We start from the raw sequence: 19,512 nt of genomic DNA on the forward strand, positions 1-19,512 counted from the left end.
GGAAATATGAACCAATACGCAGTTGAAATGGAAAATATATCTATGATTTTTAACAAAACAATTGTTGCAAATAAAGATATAAACTTTAAAGTTAAAAAAAATGAAATACATGCTTTAGTTGGAGAAAATGGTGCGGGTAAATCTACTTTAATGTCTATATTATTTGGTATTTATGAACCAACAACAGGGTCTATAAAGATAAATGGGAAAGTAGAATCAATTTCTAATCCTATTAAAGCTTCAAAGTTAGGCATTGGTATGGTACATCAACATTTTAAATTGGTTGATATATTCCCGCTTTGAAAAAATATAGCTCTTGGTGCAGAAGATGTTTTTGCAAAGACTATTGTTAATTCAAAAAAAATAAAAAGGGATATTAAGGTAATTATAGATAAATATAAGTTCGATGTTAATTTAGATCAAGTTGCAGGTTCTGCAACAGTTGGAGCCCAGCAAAGAACAGAAATATTAAAAATTTTATATAGAGATGCAGATATATTAGTATTTGATGAACCCACAGCTGTTTTAACACCACAAGAAATTGATGGATTATTAGAAGTTATGAAAGAGCTTCAAGCAGCAGGTAAAACAATAATATTTATAACTCATAAAATGGCAGAAATATGAAAAGTTGCAAATTCAGCAACAGTTATTAGAAAAGGTAAAGTTATTGATACATTTGATATATCAAAAACTACACCAGAACAATTAGCTGAAGCAATGGTTGGCAGAAAATTAGTTGAAATAAAAAACAATTATAAAAATTCCAAAAATGAAATTGTTTTAAAAATGGACAATGTTACTGTAAAAAAAGAACATAATCATAAAATATTAGGTCTTAAAAATTTTAATTTAGAAATTAAAGCAGGAGAGATAGTTGCCATTGCAGGAGTTGAAGGAAATGGTCAACAAGAAATAGTTAATTCAATTACTGGTCTGTCAAAAATTGAATCAGGGGAAATTTTTATAGATGATATGAAGATTTCAAAAGAATCAATTTTAAATAGATATAAGAAGTATAAGATAAGACATATACCAGAAGATAGACATAAGCATGGTTTAGTATTAGACCTAAATTTGCTTGAGAATAGTGTACTTCAAGATATATCAGATAGCAAATTTAGTAAATTTGGAATAATAAATTTTGCTGCAATTCAAACATATGCACAAAAAATATTATTAAAATATGATGTTAGAAATGCTCAATCAGGTTTTGCAATAGCAAGACAACTATCAGGGGGTAACCAACAAAAAGTTATTGTTGGAAGAGAAATGTCTGCAGAAAGTAAATTAATAGTTATTTTTCAACCAACAAGAGGACTTGATGTTGGTTCAATTGAATTTATACATGAACAAATTTTAAAAGCAAAAGATGAAGGAAAAGCTATTTTACTTGTATCTTATGAATTAACAGAAGTAATGGCTTTGGCAGATAGAATACTTGTAATTAATTCAGGAGAATTAGTTGGAGAATTTTCAGGTAAGGGTGTTAAAAAAGAAGATATTGGAAGAATGATGTTAGGAAAGGGTCACTAGTATGGATTTTAAATTAAATAGATGATTAAGAAATCAAAAATTAAAGAACAACATAATTAGCGAAAGAACTGTTTCTAAATTAAATTATTTTAAAGCATCTTCTATAGCAATAATTCTTGGTCTTTTAGCTGGCTCAATAATAGTATTTAGTCAAGGATATAATGGGTTTGCATTTATTTTTGAATCTTTTGGGTACTCAATGGATAATGCAACTATAAATAGAACTTTAAATTATTTTACAGTTTATATTTTTATGGGACTTGCTTTAGCATTAGGTTTTAAAGTTGGTATTTTTAATATGGGTGGATCAGGACAAGCAATAATTGGAATGGTTTTAGCTATAGCATTAATTGGTTCAAAAGCACAAGCTGATGGTGTTGCATTTAGTGAGGTTGATAAAAACTTCGTAATCGTAATTTTTATTTTATTTATACTTGGTGGAGCATTGATTTCAATGATTTCTGGGTTATTAAAGGTATTTTTTAATATTCATGAAGTTGTTACAACTGTGATGATGAACTGAATAGTTTGATATGGAGCTAGATGAATATTAATTGACACTAAATTTGGATGACAAAGTTCTTCACATCAAACTGGATATTTAACTCCAGAGTTAAATCCTGAATGATTATCTATTGGTGGAAATAATTGAATACTTGGTTTAACATTAGCATTGATTTCAGTGTTTTCAGTTTGACTTATATTATCATTTACTACATTTGGTTACAAATTTAAAGTTGTTGGTAAACAGCCACAAGCTGCTATGTATGCGGGTATTAAAAATAGACAATTTATAATACTTACAACAGCATTACAAGGGGTATTTATAGGAATGGGAGCTATTTTTTACTGATTTAATGTTAAAAAAAGTATGTTAATTGGTACTGAGGTATTACCTTCAATTGGATTTGATGCTATACCAATTGCTCTTGTGGCTTTTAATAATGTTATAGCAATAATACCTGTGGCTTTTATTTGAGCATCATTAAATGCAGGTGCGGAAAGAGCTAGAGGATTAAGTTTTCAAGGTCTTTCTACTGAAACAACAAGTTTATTTTTTGGATTAATAATATATTCTTCAGCAATCTATATATTATTTCTGAATTTTAAACCAATTGAAAAAATTAAAAAGTGATTATTTGAAATGAAATGTTATGTATATATTGATTTTAAAAATGATACAAAACAAGAAATAAAAAAATTAAAATATGAAAAAAAATTAATTCTTAAAAAAGAAGATATTTTAAAATTAAAATCAGAAATAGAAATTATTAAAAATAAAATTAAAAAACTAAAAAATGATACTAGATCTGTTGATGAAATTAAATCTGAAAAAATCGAATTGTTTAAATTAGAGCAGTTATTAAAATCAGAAATAGATAATTATTTATCAATTTATAATTCTCAAATTAAAATGAAAAAGCAAGAAATAAATCAATATTATGATGAGCAAAAGTTAATTTATTTAAATAATTCTTATAAAGGAATTAAAAGAAGGGTTAATAAAGATTTTGCAGAAAAATATTATGGAATTATGGATCAATTTGTGTCATTACAAATTGAGCAATCAGAATTAGTTGAGGGTATTAAAAAGAAAATTAAAAACGTAAATAAAAATGAAAATATTGTAAAAATATTAAATGAAATTAAGGAAAATAAAAATACTCTTAAAAAATTTAGTAAAAATGAAAGTGCAGAGACATCCTTAATTAAAGGAAAAATTATTGATTTAAAAAATAATTTTAAATCAATTAGAAATGCAGAAATAAAAGAATTAAAATTGAAAATTGAAAATATTAAAAATTCTTATAATCAAAATGCTAAAAAAGTTTTAGATGAATTTATTTTATATAAAGAAGAAAAGACAAAAAAAATGAATTCAGCTCAACAAGAAGCAAAAACTTATTTAGAACAAATTAATGAGAAATATAAAATTGAATTTATAAACTTAAAGGAAAATAATTCAAAACATGATTACAAAAATCAGAAACTTAAAATTAATATTAATAAATACAATGAGGAATTGGAGGTAATGAATAAATATGGTATCTAGTTTAATGGAATATTTATCAATTTATTTTGCTGTATTTTCTCTCGCTGCTTTAGCAGGACTTATTGCTGAAAGATCAGGTGTTGTAAACGTTGGGATAGAAGGTTATATGATAATTGGTGCATTAACTACTTCACTTTTTGGTCAATCTTTTTCTGAATCAATGGGTAATACAAGTCAAATCATTGCACTACTACTTGGTGCAATAGCTGGAGGAATAGTTTCATTTCTTCATTCATTTGCTGCAATTAAATTAAAAGCGGATCAAATTATAGCGGGAACTTCTATTAACCTTCTTGCACAAGGTTTTGGTTTATATCTAGCGACTTCTGGTGCAAAAACACAAATTGAATCAGGATATATTACAATTACATTTGATTCATATAAATTCTTGTCAATTTATTTAATAATAGCAATTTTAGTTACATTAATATCTGGACTTTACTTTTCTTTTACAAGAACAGGTATGAGACATATTTCAGCAGGGGAAAATCCAAATGCTTTGGAAGCAGCTGGAGTAAATGTTATAAGATATAGAGTTGTTGCAGTATTTATTTCAGGTGTTATAGCATCATTGGCTGGGGGAATATATCTTCTAACAGCTGGAAATGCTAATTTCTATGGAACTGCAAATGGTATGGGTTTCTTAGCCTTAGCAATTATGATTTTGGGACAATGAAGAGTTAAGTTTGTTCTTTTAGGAGCAGCAAGTTTTGCATTATTCTTCTCAATTTCAAAAGCTGTACCAATTAATTTAAGTGGTGGATGATTACAAAAGAATAGTAAATTGTTTCAAGTTTTACCTTTTGTAATATCTCTGATTACAATGGTTGTACTTTCTAAGTGATCAAAACCTCCAGCTGCTTTAGGTATACCTTATGATAAAGCTAAACGCTAATATAATGGTTTAAAAAGTTTCTATGGAAACTTTTTTTATATATAATATACATAGAGGAGAATGATTTATGTCAAAAACACCGACACCACATATTAATGCTAAAAAAGAAGATATAGCAAAAATAGTTTTAATGCCAGGAGATCCACTTAGAGCTAAAAAAATTGCTGAAGTTTACTTGGAAAATGTAAAACTTGTAAATGAAGTTAGAAATATGTTTATATACACAGGAACATATAAGGGAATAGAAGTAACTATTGCAGGAAGTGGAATGGGGTGTCCAAGTATTGGTATCTATTCATATGAACTTTTTAAATTTTATGATGTTGACTATATTATAAGAGTTGGTAGTGGAGGAAGTTATAATGAAAATATAAATGTTTATGATATTTATAATGTAAAAGAAGCTTTTGGAGAAAGTAACTACGCAAAAATAGCTGCAAATATTGATTCAAATATTATTGAATCAGGACAGGACTTATTTAATAAAATTGAAATGGTTGCTGCAAATAAAGGTATTAAAACACATAAAGGACGTTGTCATTCATCTGATGTTTTTTATAGATATGATGATTCAATGAATTTTGCAAAACAAAATAAACTTGATGTAGTTGAAATGGAATCTTATGCATTATTTGCAAATGCAATTGTTACAAACAAGCAAGCTGCTTGTCTATTAACAATATCAGATAGTTTTATAACAAATGAGGCAACAACAGCTGAAGAAAGACAAAATAATTTTATGCAAATGATTGAATTAGCATTAGATACAGCTTTAGAATTAAAATAATACCAATTGTGGTATTTTTTTTCATTTGGAAAAAAATTCTATTAAGGGATGTACTAAGTTTAAAAATAATGTAAAATCAAAAGGACTTATATTATTGGAGGGTATGAATGAATATTTTAGCTATCGAATCAAGTTGTGACGAATTTAGTATTTCTATAATGAGCGATAGCAAAATTCTATCAAATATCATATCGAGTCAAATTAAAGATCACTCTAAATATGGTGGAGTAGTTCCAGAGTTAGCTTCAAGACTTCATGTTGAAAATTTTCACTGAGTTTTAATTGAAGCAATTGAAAAAAGTGAAATTCAATTAGAAGATATAGATTATATTTCTTATACTTCAAATCCTGGATTAATAGGAAGTTTAATTATTGGAAAACTTGTTGCTCAAACTCTTGCGATGTATTTAGGAAAACCATTAAAAGAAATGAATCACATTGAAGGTCATATATATGGAGCCAATATTGAAGAAAAATTTATTTATCCAGTATTAGCACTTGTTGTGAGTGGTGGTCATACACAAATTCAACTTCTTGAAAAACCATTGGATTTTAAAATAATAGGTACAACCCAAGATGATGCTGTTGGAGAATGTTATGATAAAGTAGCAAGAGTTTTAGGATTGGAATATCCAGGTGGTCCTAAAATTGATATTTTAGCAAGAGAAGGAAATAAAAATAGATACGTATTACCAATCAGTAAAAATGATGGTACATATGATTTCTCATTTTCTGGTTTAAAAACAGCGAGTTTAAATTTGATAAATAAGTTAAATCAAAATAAAGAAGAAATTAACATTCAAGATTTTTGTGCAAGTTTTCAAAATACAGCTATTGAAACTTTAATGATAAAATTTCGAAGAGCTGTAAAGGAATTAAAACCAAAAACTATTACAGTGGTTGGTGGAGTTAGTGCTAATTCAAGCATAAGAAATAAATTTTATGATATAGCAAGAGAGTATAATATTGAGAAAGTAATAGTTCCAAATATGGAATATTGTACAGATAATGCTGCAATGATTGCAGAATTAACAAAAGAATATATAAGAACAGAAAGTAAAATGGAGGACTAAATATGCGCTCATTTTTAAGCAAATTAACTACTATTGATGATAAAGATTTAACTATTAAAGAAAAGAAAATTGTTGAATATATTAAAGGACATCTAAAAGAGATAGTAGATACAAATATGAAAATTGAAAGAATGGCACAAGAAGCTGGAACTGGTTACAGTGCGATCTATGGATTATTAAAAAAATTAAATATTAAAGGATTTAGAGATTTTGCAATTTCACTTGCAAATGATGCTGAAAATCAAGAAATCAACATAGCTAAAAATGATGAAAATGTTGTTTCAGGTTATATAAACATAATCAAGCAAAATTATGCATTAATTGAAAAGAAATCGATTTTTGAAACTCTTAATATTATTAAATCTTCAAGAAGAATTTTCTTTTGCTATTGAGAAAATTTACTATCAGGACCAGCACATGAACTTTCGAATTTCTTCTATAATAGTGGATATAATGTTTATTTATTGGATAGTGACCAAGATACAATTAAAGATAGAATAAGCACATCGAATAGTGAAGATGTTTTTGTATTCTTTACAAGATATGGTAATTCTTCAAGACTTGATAATGTAATTAATGAACTTGGTGAAATGAATAGAAAAATTATTTATATATCAGGTAAAGTTGCATCAAGTGATGTTACAAAGTATTTAAATTCAATACATACTTTGATTGTTGATAATCCAGATACAAGTATTTATAAGGGTCACATTTCAAATTCTGTACCATTTAATTACTTTAATGATTTACTTATTTATCATTTCCTAAATTCAGATAAATAGATAGAGTGAATAAAAAATGAATAAAACTAAAAAAATAAGAAAAAAAACTTTAGTTAATAGTATAAAAAGGGGTTTTAGGATTTTTTATAATAGTTTAGAAACTCCATTTTTCGAATCTTCAATTAGAGTTTCAAAAAAAATTAAGAAATTTAATAAAACAAAAGAAGATAAAAAATGAATGAAAGAACTTTTAACTACTAATAAAGTGATTAAAAGATTTTATAAAAGACCAGAATTACAGGTACTGGATATTGATAATATCCAATCAATTTATTTCAAATCAAGAGATCAAATTAATTTAGCAGGTTTGGTCTACGAACCAAATAAAAATTCAAACAAATGAGTCATTGCTTGTCACTGATTTGCAGGTCATAAATCTTTGGCACTTCATCATGCTATGATTTTTGCAAAAATGGGTTATAACATCATGGTTTTTGATTTTAGAGGACATGGACAATCTCAAGATGATTCAACAACTATGGGAGCAAAAGAAAAGCATGATCTTATGGGAGCAGTTGATTGATTAAAAGAAAATAGAAAAATCGACCAATTAGCTCTTATGGGGACTAGTATGGGTGGTTTTGTAGTTAATTATTGTTCATTCTTCTATAAAGATGAATTTAAAGAACTAAATCTTAAATTTGTTGTTTCTGATGTTGCTTATGGTAGTGTATTTAGTCTATTTTTACATATTAGAAATATATATTTGTTCTTTTTGCCAAAAAAAAGAACAAAAAAAGTTATTGAAAGATTGATTTTAAAACAAAGTAAACAAGAAAATAATTTAAACTTTCACGAAGTAAGTATATTTCATTTATTAAGAGAATATGGAAATAAGGAATTATTCCCTACATTATTTCTACATTCCTCAGATGATAAAGTAACAAGTTCAGCAGATACATATGAATTACTTATAAAAAGATCGTTTAAAGAAGATGATTATTTGGTGTTTAACTTTTCAATGCACACACAAGGAATAAGATTTCATTTTAAATCATTTAATTATAAAATTGCAGAATTCATAAATAGGTTTGAAGAAGATGATACTAAATTTAAGAATATAGTTGATCAGTGAAAACTTTTAAAATTTGACAAAAAGGATCAATTATCATTGTTGTTAAATTAGTAAATTAAAAAGAGAGTTTAACTCTCTTTTTTTGTATAATAATATTGCAAAAAGGAAGTAATAAAATGATAGACATTAGAGAATTATATTTAAAATATAAAGACATTAAAGAAGTAAAATTAATAGCTAGAGTTAGAAATAATAGACAAGGTAAAGTTGTAAGTTTTTTAATTTTAAACGATGGTACTACATTGAATGATGTTCAAGTTGTATATAAAACTGATACAAAAGGATATCAAGAAGCAATTCAGGCAAGGGTCAGTTCTATTGTAGAAATTAAGGGAAATATAATATTAACTCCAGGTAAACAACAAGAGTTTGAAATTCAAGCTGAAGAAATAGTTTTATTGGATCAAGCAATTGAAGAATATCCTTTACAAAAAAAAGAACATTCTCCAGAATTTTTAAGAGAAATTTCACATTTAAGAGCAAGAACAAAAACTTTTCAAGCGATATTTAGAATTAGATCTATTGCAGCATTTGCAATTCACAAATTTTTTCAAGAGCAAAACTATGTTTATGTTAATACTCCTATAATAACTGGAAATGATGCTGAAGGAGCAGGAGAATCATTTATTGTTAGTACAAGAGATGATGCAAATTATGAAGAAGATTTTTTTGCAAAAAAAGCAAGTTTAACTGTATCAGGTCAATTGCATGGTGAAGCATATGCTCAGGCTTTTAAAAATATATATACTTTTGGACCAACTTTTAGAGCAGAAAATTCAAATACTTCAAAACACGCAGCAGAATTTTGAATGATAGAACCAGAAATGGCATTTTGTGATTTAAATGAAAATTTAAAAATAATTGAAGATTTAGTTAGATATACTATTAATTATATTTTTGAAAATGCAAAAGAAGAACTAGATTTCTGTAATTCCAATTTAGAAGAAGGTTTAATAGAAAAATTAAACACTGTAAGAAATTCTAAATTTGCTATAAACACATATGAAGAAGTAATAGAAATATTAAAAGATGCTGTAAAAAATGGTCATTCTTTTGAAGAATCAAATATTGAATTTGGTTTAGATTTAGGAACAGAACATGAGAGATTTATATGTGAAGTTGTTAATAAATGTCCAACATTTGTAACAAATTACCCTAAAGAAATTAAAGCTTTTTATATGAAACAAAATTCAGACAACAAAACTGTTGCAGCAGCAGATTTACTTGTTCCTGGAATTGGTGAATTAGTAGGGGGAAGTCAACGTGAAGATGACTTTGAAAAAATCATTCAGAGATGTAAAGAAATGGGCATTGAACCAGAAGACTTAGATTGATACAATGAATTAAGAAATTATGGATATTACAAATCTGCTGGATTTGGATTAGGGTTTGAAAGACTTATTATGTATGTAACTGGTGCTTCAAATATAAGAGATGTAATTTCTTTCCCAAGAACACCAAGGAATCTGATTTTTTAAAGGTATGTTTATACCTTTTTTTAAATGATTTTGTTAAAAATTTTTTTAGTGCTTATAAATTAGTGTAAAATTAATATGATAAATAAGGGGGACGTCCTATGCTAGTTTCATTTGTTATTACATGACAAGAAATAGAAGAAAAAATTGATACAACTTTAAAAAGTGTATTAGATCAAACTGATAATGATTATGAAATTATTTTAATCTCAGATAAAATGTTGGAAGATAATGAAGAATTTATAGTTCTAAGAAAGTATTTTTGAGATATCAATAGAATTAAAACAGTAGTAAACAGTTCAATTCAAGGTGCATCTGTTTGTTGAAATACAGCAATTGATTTAGCTGAGGGTCAATATATTAAATTTATCACTCAAGGTGATACTATAAATCCAAATTTTGTAAAAACTTTAAAAGAAGAATTACAAAAGTATGATGATGAGGAACTAGATATAATAGAATATAATATTCAATTAAACGGACTTTCTGATAAAACAATTGATACATATTTACAAAAAGGAAAAGTTTATAATTTAAATAGAGATTATGAACCTTATGCACATATAAGCGCTACTCTATCAAATAAAATATTTAGAACAAACCTTCTTAAAGAATTTGGTTTTAAATTTAGAAGATTTGTAAGATTTGATATGTTATTTACATATAAAGTATTAGGACAAACTGATTCATATGTATTCTTGGATACAAAAGAACCTTTAGAATCAATGTATTTAGGAAAGGTTTCATATTCAGTATTTGATTTAGTAAATCAATGAACACACATTTTAAACTATTACAGAAGAATTGGTAAGTTTAAGGATCTAAAAGATTATTTAAATTATGCATATTATAAAACATTAATCCATATATGATTATGAAATATCAGAAAATATGATAATAAATTATTAATTAAGAAAGCTGCAACTTTTGCAAGTAGAAAATTCGAAGATAAAAGAGAAGACTTTATGAAAAATAATAAAGCATATTTAGAAACTAATGATGTTAGATTTAAAGAAATAGTTCAAGGTTTCTCTAGTTATATAAAAGAATTAATGAAGCTTGCAAGATAAGGAACTGGTTTTGTGATACATCAAACTGAACAAAACTATATAAAAAAATCTTCTCACAATTTGGTAAAACCTCATTTGGGAAGAATTTTTTTTGCTAGACTTTTTGATATTATTATTTGTTCTATACCAACAATAATTTTGATCTTTTTAAATCCAATAAAAAGTTGACAAACTTTACTTATAAATATTAGTATAAGTCAAATATTATTATTCTTTTATTTTGTATTATTACCATACTTTTCAAAAGGAAATACTTTTGGTAAATTTCTTTTTAAATTAAGATTAAAAAAAATAAAAGATAGCAAATTAAAACTAAGAGATATTTTTCTTAGAGAATTTTATTTTTTATATATTCCTTTGATATTTCAATTACTTTCACAAACTATCATGGGAATAATTCTTTTCACATCTCCCCATGACTCAGAAAATGGATTCTTATTAAAACTTATAAATAATATAAGCTATACTTTTTTAGCTATTTGATTTATTTATATACCTTTAACAATTTATTTACAAAAAGAAAACATTTCAGCAATTGATTTAAAATTGGGAACTAGAGTTTTCTTTTTAGAAAAAATTATAAAGAATGAAAAAAGGGAAAGCAAAAATACGCATGTTCATTTGCAAAATGATAAACCAGGAAAAATTGATATTAAAGAAATAGAAAAAATTATAGGTGAGGAAAATGAATAAATTTAAAAATGTTGAAAATAAAATTTTAGAAATTATTGAAAAGAATTTTTTTACGGGTGCTGTAATTCAAATTAATCAGAATAAGAAAACTATTTTTTCATATAGTTATGGAATTAATGATATTGATAAACAAACATTTATGAATGAAGATTTAATCTTTAGGGGGTATTCACTAACAAAAACTGTCACTGTGGCTTCATTTTTGACATTAATAGATAAGAAAATAATTTCTCTTGATGATAAGTTATCAAAATTTTTTCCTGAATTTACTGAAATGAAAGTTTTAAACAAAGAAGGTATGCAAGAAATTAATAAGAGTAACAATCCAATTTTAATAAAGCATTTATTAACTATGACATCAGGTTTTACGTATTTTGGTAATAAAAACATTACACAAAAGGAAACAACTAAATTACTTGCTAAATTTGTTGAAAAAGAAAATGATACTTATATTAATTATGAAACATTTATGAAAATGCTTTCAAATATTCCATTAGAATTTGAACCTGGGACTAATTGAAGATATGGAATATCTTTAGACGTATTGGCTGCAGTTATTGAAAAGGTAACTAAAAGAAAATTTAGTGATTTTGTTAAAGAAACTATTTTTGAACCATTGGAAATGAATGATAGCGATTTTTATTTAAAAGATAAAAATAGGGAAGCTAAAGTATATAGTTGAAATTTAATAGAAGATAAACCAACTTTAACAAAAGTTGAAAATTTCAATTTCTTATTTCAAGAAATTGATAAAATTCCTCAAATGCCTATGGGTGGTGCAGGAATTTTTACAACCGTAAAAGATTATTCCAAATTTTTGGATTTCCTTTTAGATGGAAAAGACTCAAAAGGAAATCAAATTTTAAGTTCTCATATTTTAAATGAAATGAAAAGTGATCAGTTAAAAGAAATAAGAAAATATTTTAAGTGAACATTAAATGATGAGTATAGTTATGGCTATGGTGTAAGAGTAAGAATGGAAAATACAAATTATCCTTTAACAGAAATTGGTGAGTTTGGATGAGATGGGCTTTTAGGTTCAACTGGACTTGCTGATCCTAAAAATAAATTTACAGTTTGTTTAATGTTAAGTTCAAAACCCGGACATAATAAATTAATTGAATCAGAATTTTTTGATTCTCTTTATAAAGATTTAGCAAATTATAAATATTAATTTTTATATTTATAAAACTATTTAAAATTGATATTATAGATAAGTTAAAGGAGTTATTTTATATGTTAGAAGAATTATTAAAACAGTTAAATGATGAACAATTAGAATCTGTTATTACAACAGATGTTCCATTAAGAATTATTGCAGGAGCGGGAAGTGGTAAAACTAGAGTTATTACAACTAAAGTTGCTTATTTAATTGAAAAAGAAAAAATTGTACCTTCTAAAATTTTAGCAGTGACTTTTACAAACAAAGCTGCTCAAGAAATGAAAAATAGAGTAAAAAAAATAATTCCTAATTTAGATAGAAATCCTTTAATTACAACATTTCACTCCTTTTGTGTAAGAGTTTTGAGAGAAGATTGTGAATATATAGGAATTTCTAAGGACTTTACAATCATTGATGCATCAGATCAAGGAAAAATTATAAGAGATATAATTAAAAGACTTGATATTGGAAATGATAAAAATAAACCTGAGAAAAAAATACTTTCAAAAATTAGTAATTGAAAATCAAAACAACTTTCATGAGAAGAAGCATATGAAGAAACTTTCAATATAGCTGAAAAGAAATGAGCAAAAGCATTTAGAGATTATGAACAATATCTAAATGAAAAAAATTATTTAGATTTTGATGATTTAATTTTAAAAGTTCACAAATTATTTAATGATAATCTTGACGTTAGAGAAAAATGAAAAAAGAGATTTGATTATATAATGGTTGATGAATTTCAAGATACAAACTATACACAATTTGATTTAATTAAATGATTAACCGGGTCAAGAAATAATTTAACGGTTGTTGGAGATCCTGACCAAACAATTTATTCTTGAAGAGGAGCAAAAGTTAGTATAATTCTTAATTTTAAAGAACAATTTAAAAACTCAAGAACTGTAATGTTAACAGAAAATTATAGATCAACTAAACCAATTTTAGATATAGCAAATGAATTTATTGATAATAATAAAAATAGAGAAAAAAAAGATATTTTTACACAAAAAAAAGACGGAGAGATTGTTCATGTAAAAGAAGTTGCTTCAAGAAATTTTGAAGCAAAATTTGTTTCTAAAAAAATTAAAGAATTGATTGAAAAAGGAGAATATAAATATTCAGATATTTATATTCTGTATAGAACAAATGCATGATCTCAAGAATTTGAAAAAGAATTTCAAAATCAAAAAATTCCATTTCAATTAATTGGTGGATTTAAATTTAGAGATAGAAAAGTTATTAAAGATGTAACTGCACTTTTAAGAGCGGTTGTATTTAAAGATGATTTATCAATGGAAAGAGTTTTTGGTTTTACTCCAAAGGTTGGTGCAGTTACATCTTCAAGAATTAAACAAGCAGCTGAAGAATTTGATTTAAATCTTTTTGACTTTTTAACCTCACAACATACAGAAGTAAATGCAATATCAAAAAATTTAAATTATTTAATTAAATGCTTAACAAAAAGTAGATTACTCTTTGAAGAAAATAAGAGTTTATTGGAATTAACCGAATTTTTAGTAAAAGAATCAGGTTATAAAGATAGATTAGATTTAAAAGATAAAGAAGATATTGAATCACTTCAAAATCTAGAAGCATATTATGATCAAATGGAGAAATATGATACTTATTATAATGAAACTGAAAATGAATTAAATAGAGCAGTTACTTTTTTACAAGAAGAAGCACTCTCAAGTGATGAAGAGAGCAATGAAGAAATAAATAAAGTCACATTGTTAACAATTCATTCTGCAAAAGGATTAGAAAATAAAGTAGTCTTTATTGTAGGTTTAAATAAAGATATATTCCCTTCAAAAATGAGCTTTTATTCAATGGAAAGTTTAGAAGAAGAAAGAAGAGCATTTTATGTAGCTATAACTAGAGCACAAGAACTTTTATATATAAGTTATGTTTCTGGTGAATATTCATATATATCAAGTGGTGAATTGGGAGCATCTAGATTTATACAAGAATTAAATCCTGAACTCTATGATATTGAAAAAAACATATACTTTCACTCAAATAATGAAACATCAAGCGGATATAAAGGTAAACCCAATTTAGAGCTAAAACCTCAAAAATTAGAGGCTGGTGTAGTTAAGGGAAATGATATAAAGCATATAATATTTGGTAAAGGTAAGGTTGTTAGAGTAATTGATAAATACATATCAGTGGCTTTTGTAGACCCAAAACAGGGTGTTAAAATGATTCCTATAAATTCTAATACTTGAGAAAAAGTGGAATAAATTTTCAAATAAATCAATAAAAAATAGCAATATTTCCTTGTATATAAAACATTTTTCTATAAAATAATATTGTTAAGGAGGATAATATATGACTTCATTCACAGCTACAGTAATTGATCCAGTTGGTTTACATGCAAGACCTGCATCAGTTTTAACTAAAGAAGCTTCAAAGTTTGCATCTGAAATTAAAATCAAATGCGGAGATAAAGAAGGAAACTTAAAATCAATTATGAACGTTATGGCACTTGCTGTTAAAACAGGTGCTGAAATTACAATTGAAGCAAATGGCGAAGACGAAAACGAAGCTATTGAGGCAATTGAAAAAGCAATGAAAGATAACTCAATTATCTAATATTAATGAAGCCCTAAAATAGGGTTTTTTTTATTAAAATATTATGCCTTTATAATGTTTTAATAAAAATTTATATGACAATTTCAAGGAAATTAAATTTTATTAAAAAAAAATTAAAAAAAGGTTTCTTTTTACTTTTTTTTAGTTATAACATTATAGAAATGAAAAACACAATTTCGCAAAAAAAGATGTCAGGTAATTTGGTGAAATTCCAAAACTGTACCAGCACCTGTAATAAGTAAATAAATTTAAAAAATTAGTTTATAAAATCAAAGTCAGAAACCTGGTCTTTTTATAACAAATCTTTTACTGGCTATAAAAGAGAATATTTATTAGATAATATTTTAGCCACGATACAAACATCGTGTTTTTGTTTCACTAAATAAGCAATATGTTTTGTGAAATGATCTATTTTATATAGTTATCATTTTTAATAACCCAAAATTAAGGTTTTTAAACATAATTGAAGGCGTAAATGCCAAAAATTCTATTAAAATATAGAATTGCAACATGAAAGGCAGAAAACCATGGCAAAGAAAAAAAATCAATATTATTATGATTCACTTTCACCAATTGAATTTGCAATGAATAAATTCAATGGAAGAATGAGATCAGTAAACTGAAACGTTATGAACGATGATAAAGACTTAGAAGTATGAAATAGAGCAACTCAAAATTTTTGATTACCTGAGAAAGTTCCAGTTTCAAATGACTTAGTTTCATGAAAGACATTAACTCCTGAATGACAAGAATTAATTACTAGAACTTTTACTGGACTAACATTATTAGATACTATTCAAGCAACAGTAGGGGACGTTGCTCAAGTTCCAAATTCATTAACAGACCACGAGCAAGTTATATATACAAACTTTGCATTTATGGTAGCTGTACATGCAAGATCATATGGAACAATTTTCTCAACATTATGTTCAAGTGAACAAATTGAAGAGGCACATGAATGAGTAATTAATTGTGATAGTTTACAAGAGAGAGCAAAAGCTCTAATTCCTTATTACACAGGAAATGATCCTTTAAAATCAAAAGTTGCAGCAGCACTTATGCCAGGATTCTTATTATATGGGGGATTCTACTTACCATTCTATTTATCAGCAAGAGGTAAATTACCAAATACTTCTGATATTATTAGATTAATTTTAAGAGATAAGGTTATCCATAATTATTACAGTGGATACAAGTATCAAAGAAAAGTTGAAAAACTTTCTCCTGAAAAACAAGCAGAAATGAAAAAATTTGTTTTTGATTTATTATATGAATTAATAGATCTTGAAAATAAATTTTTATATGAATTATATGATGGATTTGGAATTGCAGAAGATGCAGTAAGATTCAGTTTATATAATGCAGGTAAATTTTTACAAAACTTAGGGTATGAATCTCCATTTACAGAAGAAGAAACAAGAATCGAACCTGAGATATTTACTCAGTTATCAGCTAGAGCAGATGAAAATCATGACTTTTTCTCAGGAAACGGTTCATCATATGTTATGGGTGTTACTGAAGAAACTTCTGACGAGGACTGAGAATTCTAAAAAAATATGCACAGCGATGTGATAAAAATATCTGATAAAGATATTAAAAAACCAAAAGGAAAAGTGTTTGTTGTATACTTTTCATCAATTTCTAACAATACCCATAGATTTATGGACAAACTAGATGTTAGTGATGCAAGAATTCCTTATGAATTAAATCAAGAATTAATTGTTGATAAGGAATACGTTTTAATAACTCCAACTTATGCTGGAGGCGGCGGAGATACAAAAGGAGCAGTACCAGCTCAAGTAATAAAATTTTTAAACAACGAAAACAATAGGCACTTATGTAGGGGAGTTATTGCATCTGGAAATACAAATTTCGGAGATACATTTGCAATTGCAGGACCCATTATTTCGAAAAAACTTAATGTTCCATTATTGTATCAATTTGAACTTTTAGGAACACAAAATGATGTAGAATCTATTAGAAAAATCTTAGAAGATTTTTGAGGGGAAAAATAAATTATGAATACAGATAATATAAAAAGTCTTTCTGGAACAAATGAATCTGATGAATATATCAAATTAAATGCAAGAGCAAAATTGTTCGTTCCTGGACAAGATAACTTTAAATTAGATATAGAAGCAGCAGAACTTTATATGAAAGAACATATTGAACCAAATATGATGAAATTTAGTTCTACTAAAGAAAGAATTGAATATTTAGTAAATAATCAATACTATGATGAAGAAGTTATTTCAAAATACACAATGGATCAATTAGATGAATTAACAAAATATGCTTATTCATTTGAATTCAAATTTCCAAGTTTTATGGGAGCATTAAAATTCTTTAATGCTTATGGATTAAAAACTTTTGATGGAAAACAATATTTAGAAAATTATGAAGATAGAGTTGTTTCAAATGCTTTATTTTTAGCTGGTGGAAACTTTGAAAAGGCTAAAAATATTCTTAGACAAATCATTTTAGGAAGATTCCAACCAGCAACTCCAACTTTCTTAAATGCTGGAAAAAAACAAAGAGGAGAATATGTTTCTTGTTACTTATTAAGAGTAGAAGATAATATGGAATCGATAGCAAGAGCTGTAACAACATCATTACAATTATCAAAACGTGGTGGTGGGGTTGCTCTATGTTTAACAAACCTAAGAGAATTTGGCGCACCAATTAAAAATATTGAGAACCAAGCAACTGGTGTAATTCCAGTTATGAAAATTCTTGAAGATTCATTTTCATATGCAAATCAATTAGGACAAAGACAAGGTGCAGGAGCAGTTTACTTAAACGTTCACCATCCTGATATTATGTCATTCTTAGATACAAAACGTGAAAATGCTGATGAAAAAATAAGAATTAAATCATTATCATTAGGAGTTGTTGTTCCTGATATTACTTTTGAATTAGCAAAAGAAAATAAAGAAATGGCATTATTTAGTCCATATGATGTAGAAAAAGTTTATAATAAAGCATTTTCAGATATTTCTGTAACTGAAGAATATGAAAATATGTTAAATAATCCAAAAATCAAAAAAACTTTCATTAATGCAAGAAAATTATTTCAAGCAATTGCAGAATTACATTTTGAAAGTGGATATCCATATTTACTATTCGATGATACTGTAAATAATAGTAATGCTCATCCAGTTGCTGGAAGAATTGTTATGAGTAACTTATGTAGTGAAATTGTTCAAGTTTCAACTCCAAGTGAATTTAATACTGATTTATCATTTAGTAAAACTGGAGAAGATATCTGTTGTAATTTAGGAAGTATGAATATTGCCAAAACAATGGAATCAGGAGATGAATTCTCAGAAGTAATTTATAACTCAATTCTTGCTTTAGATCATGTCTCAAGAAATAGTGATTTATCAAGTGCTCCATCAATTGAAAATGGAAATCAAAATAATCATGCTGTTGGATTAGGAGCTATGAACTTACATGGTTTCTTAGCAACAAATCATATTTATTACAATGCACCAGAAGCAGTGGATTTTACAAATATGTTCTTCTATACAATGGCTTATCATGCATTTAAAGCATCAAATAAATTAGCAAAAGAATTTGGTTCATTTGCAGGATTTAAAATTTCAAAATTTGCTGATGGTTCATATTTTGATAAATATACAAAATGTGAAGAAAGCAAATGAACTCCTGAATCAGATACTGTAAAAGGATTATTTGAAAAATATGGAGTTTCAATTCCAACTCAAAAAGACTGAATAGAACTTTCAGAAGAAATTAAAAATACAGGATTGGCGAACTCACACTTGATGGCAGTTGCTCCAACAGGATCAATTAGTTATTTATCATCATGTACACCAAGCTTACAACCAGTAGTTGCTCCAGTTGAGGTTAGAAAAGAAGGAAAACTTGGAAGAGTTTATGTTCCTGCTTATAAAATTGACTTTGACAATATGGGATATTATTCATTAGGAGCTTATGAAGTAGGACCAGACCCAATTATTGATATTGTAGCTGCAGCTCAACAACATGTTGATCAAGCTATATCACTTACATTATTTATGACAGACCAAGCAACAACAAGAGACTTAAACAAAGCATATATTAGAGCATATACAAAAGGATGTGCATCAATTTATTATGTTAGAGTACGTCAAGAAGTTCTTGAAGATAGTGAAAACTATGAATGTGATGCTTGTGTAATTTAAATTTTAAAAATAAAAAAATCTTCTTTTAAAGAAGATTTTTTTATTTAATATAAAATACCAATTCGAGTAAAGTATGCATTAACATTATTATGTCAATAAAGAAATATCCTAACTAAAATAAATAAAATT

Annotated in this window: 16 protein-coding genes; all 16 read left to right on the forward strand. The window is 26.4% G+C overall.

Annotated elements, in window-relative coordinates; all coding sequences use genetic code 4:
* Positions 1-6 precede the first annotated feature (6 nt).
* Complete coding sequence (locus SDIMI_RS00435; protein WP_020836025.1) at positions 7-1,536, forward strand: ABC transporter ATP-binding protein; 1,530 nt, start codon at positions 7-9, stop codon at positions 1,534-1,536.
* Position 1,537: 1 nt separating this feature from the next.
* A complete protein-coding gene (locus tag SDIMI_RS00440; protein WP_020836026.1) occupies positions 1,538-3,589 on the forward strand; it encodes an ABC transporter permease subunit in 2,052 nt (683 codons plus the stop codon).
* Positions 3,579-4,484: an ABC transporter permease gene (locus tag SDIMI_RS00445; RefSeq protein WP_020836027.1), complete on the forward strand. Its 906-nt coding sequence runs from the start codon at positions 3,579-3,581 to the stop codon at positions 4,482-4,484. Before SDIMI_RS00440 ends, SDIMI_RS00445 begins: the two co-directional genes overlap by 11 nt.
* Positions 4,485-4,551: 67 nt before the next feature.
* Positions 4,552-5,271 carry a purine-nucleoside phosphorylase gene (gene deoD, locus SDIMI_RS00450; protein ID WP_020836028.1) on the forward strand — a complete coding sequence of 240 codons (720 nt, stop codon included), beginning with the start codon at positions 4,552-4,554 and terminating at the stop codon, positions 5,269-5,271.
* A gap of 107 nt (positions 5,272-5,378) precedes the next feature.
* Positions 5,379-6,344, forward strand: coding sequence for a tRNA (adenosine(37)-N6)-threonylcarbamoyltransferase complex transferase subunit TsaD (gene tsaD, locus SDIMI_RS00455; protein WP_020836029.1), 966 nt, complete (start codon positions 5,379-5,381; stop codon positions 6,342-6,344).
* A gap of 2 nt (positions 6,345-6,346) precedes the next feature.
* The gene (locus tag SDIMI_RS00460) at positions 6,347-7,126 is read left to right on the forward strand and encodes a MurR/RpiR family transcriptional regulator (RefSeq protein WP_020836030.1); all 780 of its coding nucleotides are present in this window, start codon (positions 6,347-6,349) and stop codon (positions 7,124-7,126) included.
* Positions 7,127-7,142: 16 nt separating this feature from the next.
* Positions 7,143-8,252: an alpha/beta hydrolase gene (locus SDIMI_RS00465; protein WP_020836031.1), complete on the forward strand. Its 1,110-nt coding sequence runs from the start codon at positions 7,143-7,145 to the stop codon at positions 8,250-8,252.
* A gap of 65 nt (positions 8,253-8,317) precedes the next feature.
* Positions 8,318-9,679 (forward strand): asparagine--tRNA ligase, encoded by a 1,362-nt coding sequence (gene asnS, locus SDIMI_RS00470; RefSeq protein WP_020836032.1) that lies wholly within the window; start codon positions 8,318-8,320, stop codon positions 9,677-9,679.
* 98 nt (positions 9,680-9,777) lie between these two features.
* Positions 9,778-10,746 carry a glycosyltransferase family 2 protein gene (locus SDIMI_RS00475; protein ID WP_020836033.1) on the forward strand — a complete coding sequence of 323 codons (969 nt, stop codon included), beginning with the start codon at positions 9,778-9,780 and terminating at the stop codon, positions 10,744-10,746.
* Between the two features lie 75 nt (positions 10,747-10,821).
* Positions 10,822-11,439 carry an RDD family protein gene (locus tag SDIMI_RS00480; protein ID WP_158499808.1) on the forward strand — a complete coding sequence of 206 codons (618 nt, stop codon included), beginning with the start codon at positions 10,822-10,824 and terminating at the stop codon, positions 11,437-11,439.
* On the forward strand, positions 11,432-12,613 hold the full coding sequence (locus SDIMI_RS00485; RefSeq protein WP_020836035.1) for a serine hydrolase domain-containing protein: 1,182 nt from the start codon (positions 11,432-11,434) through the stop codon (positions 12,611-12,613). The genes SDIMI_RS00480 and SDIMI_RS00485 overlap by 8 nt, the downstream gene beginning before the upstream one ends.
* 62 nt (positions 12,614-12,675) lie before the next feature.
* A complete protein-coding gene (locus SDIMI_RS00490) occupies positions 12,676-14,847 on the forward strand; it encodes an ATP-dependent helicase (protein WP_020836036.1) in 2,172 nt (723 codons plus the stop codon).
* 88 nt (positions 14,848-14,935) lie between these two features.
* Positions 14,936-15,199 (forward strand): HPr family phosphocarrier protein, encoded by a 264-nt coding sequence (locus tag SDIMI_RS00495; RefSeq protein ID WP_020836037.1) that lies wholly within the window; start codon positions 14,936-14,938, stop codon positions 15,197-15,199.
* A 527-nt stretch (positions 15,200-15,726) separates the two neighbouring features.
* The gene (nrdF, locus tag SDIMI_RS00500) at positions 15,727-16,749 is read left to right on the forward strand and encodes a class 1b ribonucleoside-diphosphate reductase subunit beta (RefSeq protein ID WP_020836038.1); all 1,023 of its coding nucleotides are present in this window, start codon (positions 15,727-15,729) and stop codon (positions 16,747-16,749) included.
* Positions 16,750-16,755: 6 nt separating this feature from the next.
* The gene (gene nrdI / locus SDIMI_RS00505) at positions 16,756-17,214 is read left to right on the forward strand and encodes a class Ib ribonucleoside-diphosphate reductase assembly flavoprotein NrdI (RefSeq protein WP_020836039.1); all 459 of its coding nucleotides are present in this window, start codon (positions 16,756-16,758) and stop codon (positions 17,212-17,214) included.
* A 3-nt stretch (positions 17,215-17,217) separates the two neighbouring features.
* Positions 17,218-19,383 carry a class 1b ribonucleoside-diphosphate reductase subunit alpha gene (gene nrdE / locus SDIMI_RS00510; RefSeq protein WP_020836040.1) on the forward strand — a complete coding sequence of 722 codons (2,166 nt, stop codon included), beginning with the start codon at positions 17,218-17,220 and terminating at the stop codon, positions 19,381-19,383.
* Positions 19,384-19,512: the final 129 nt, after the last annotated feature.

Source organism: Spiroplasma diminutum CUAS-1, from assembly GCF_000439455.1.
In the GTDB taxonomy this organism is placed as follows: Bacteria; Bacillota_I; Bacilli_A; order Mycoplasmatales; family Mycoplasmataceae; genus Spiroplasma_A; species Spiroplasma_A diminutum.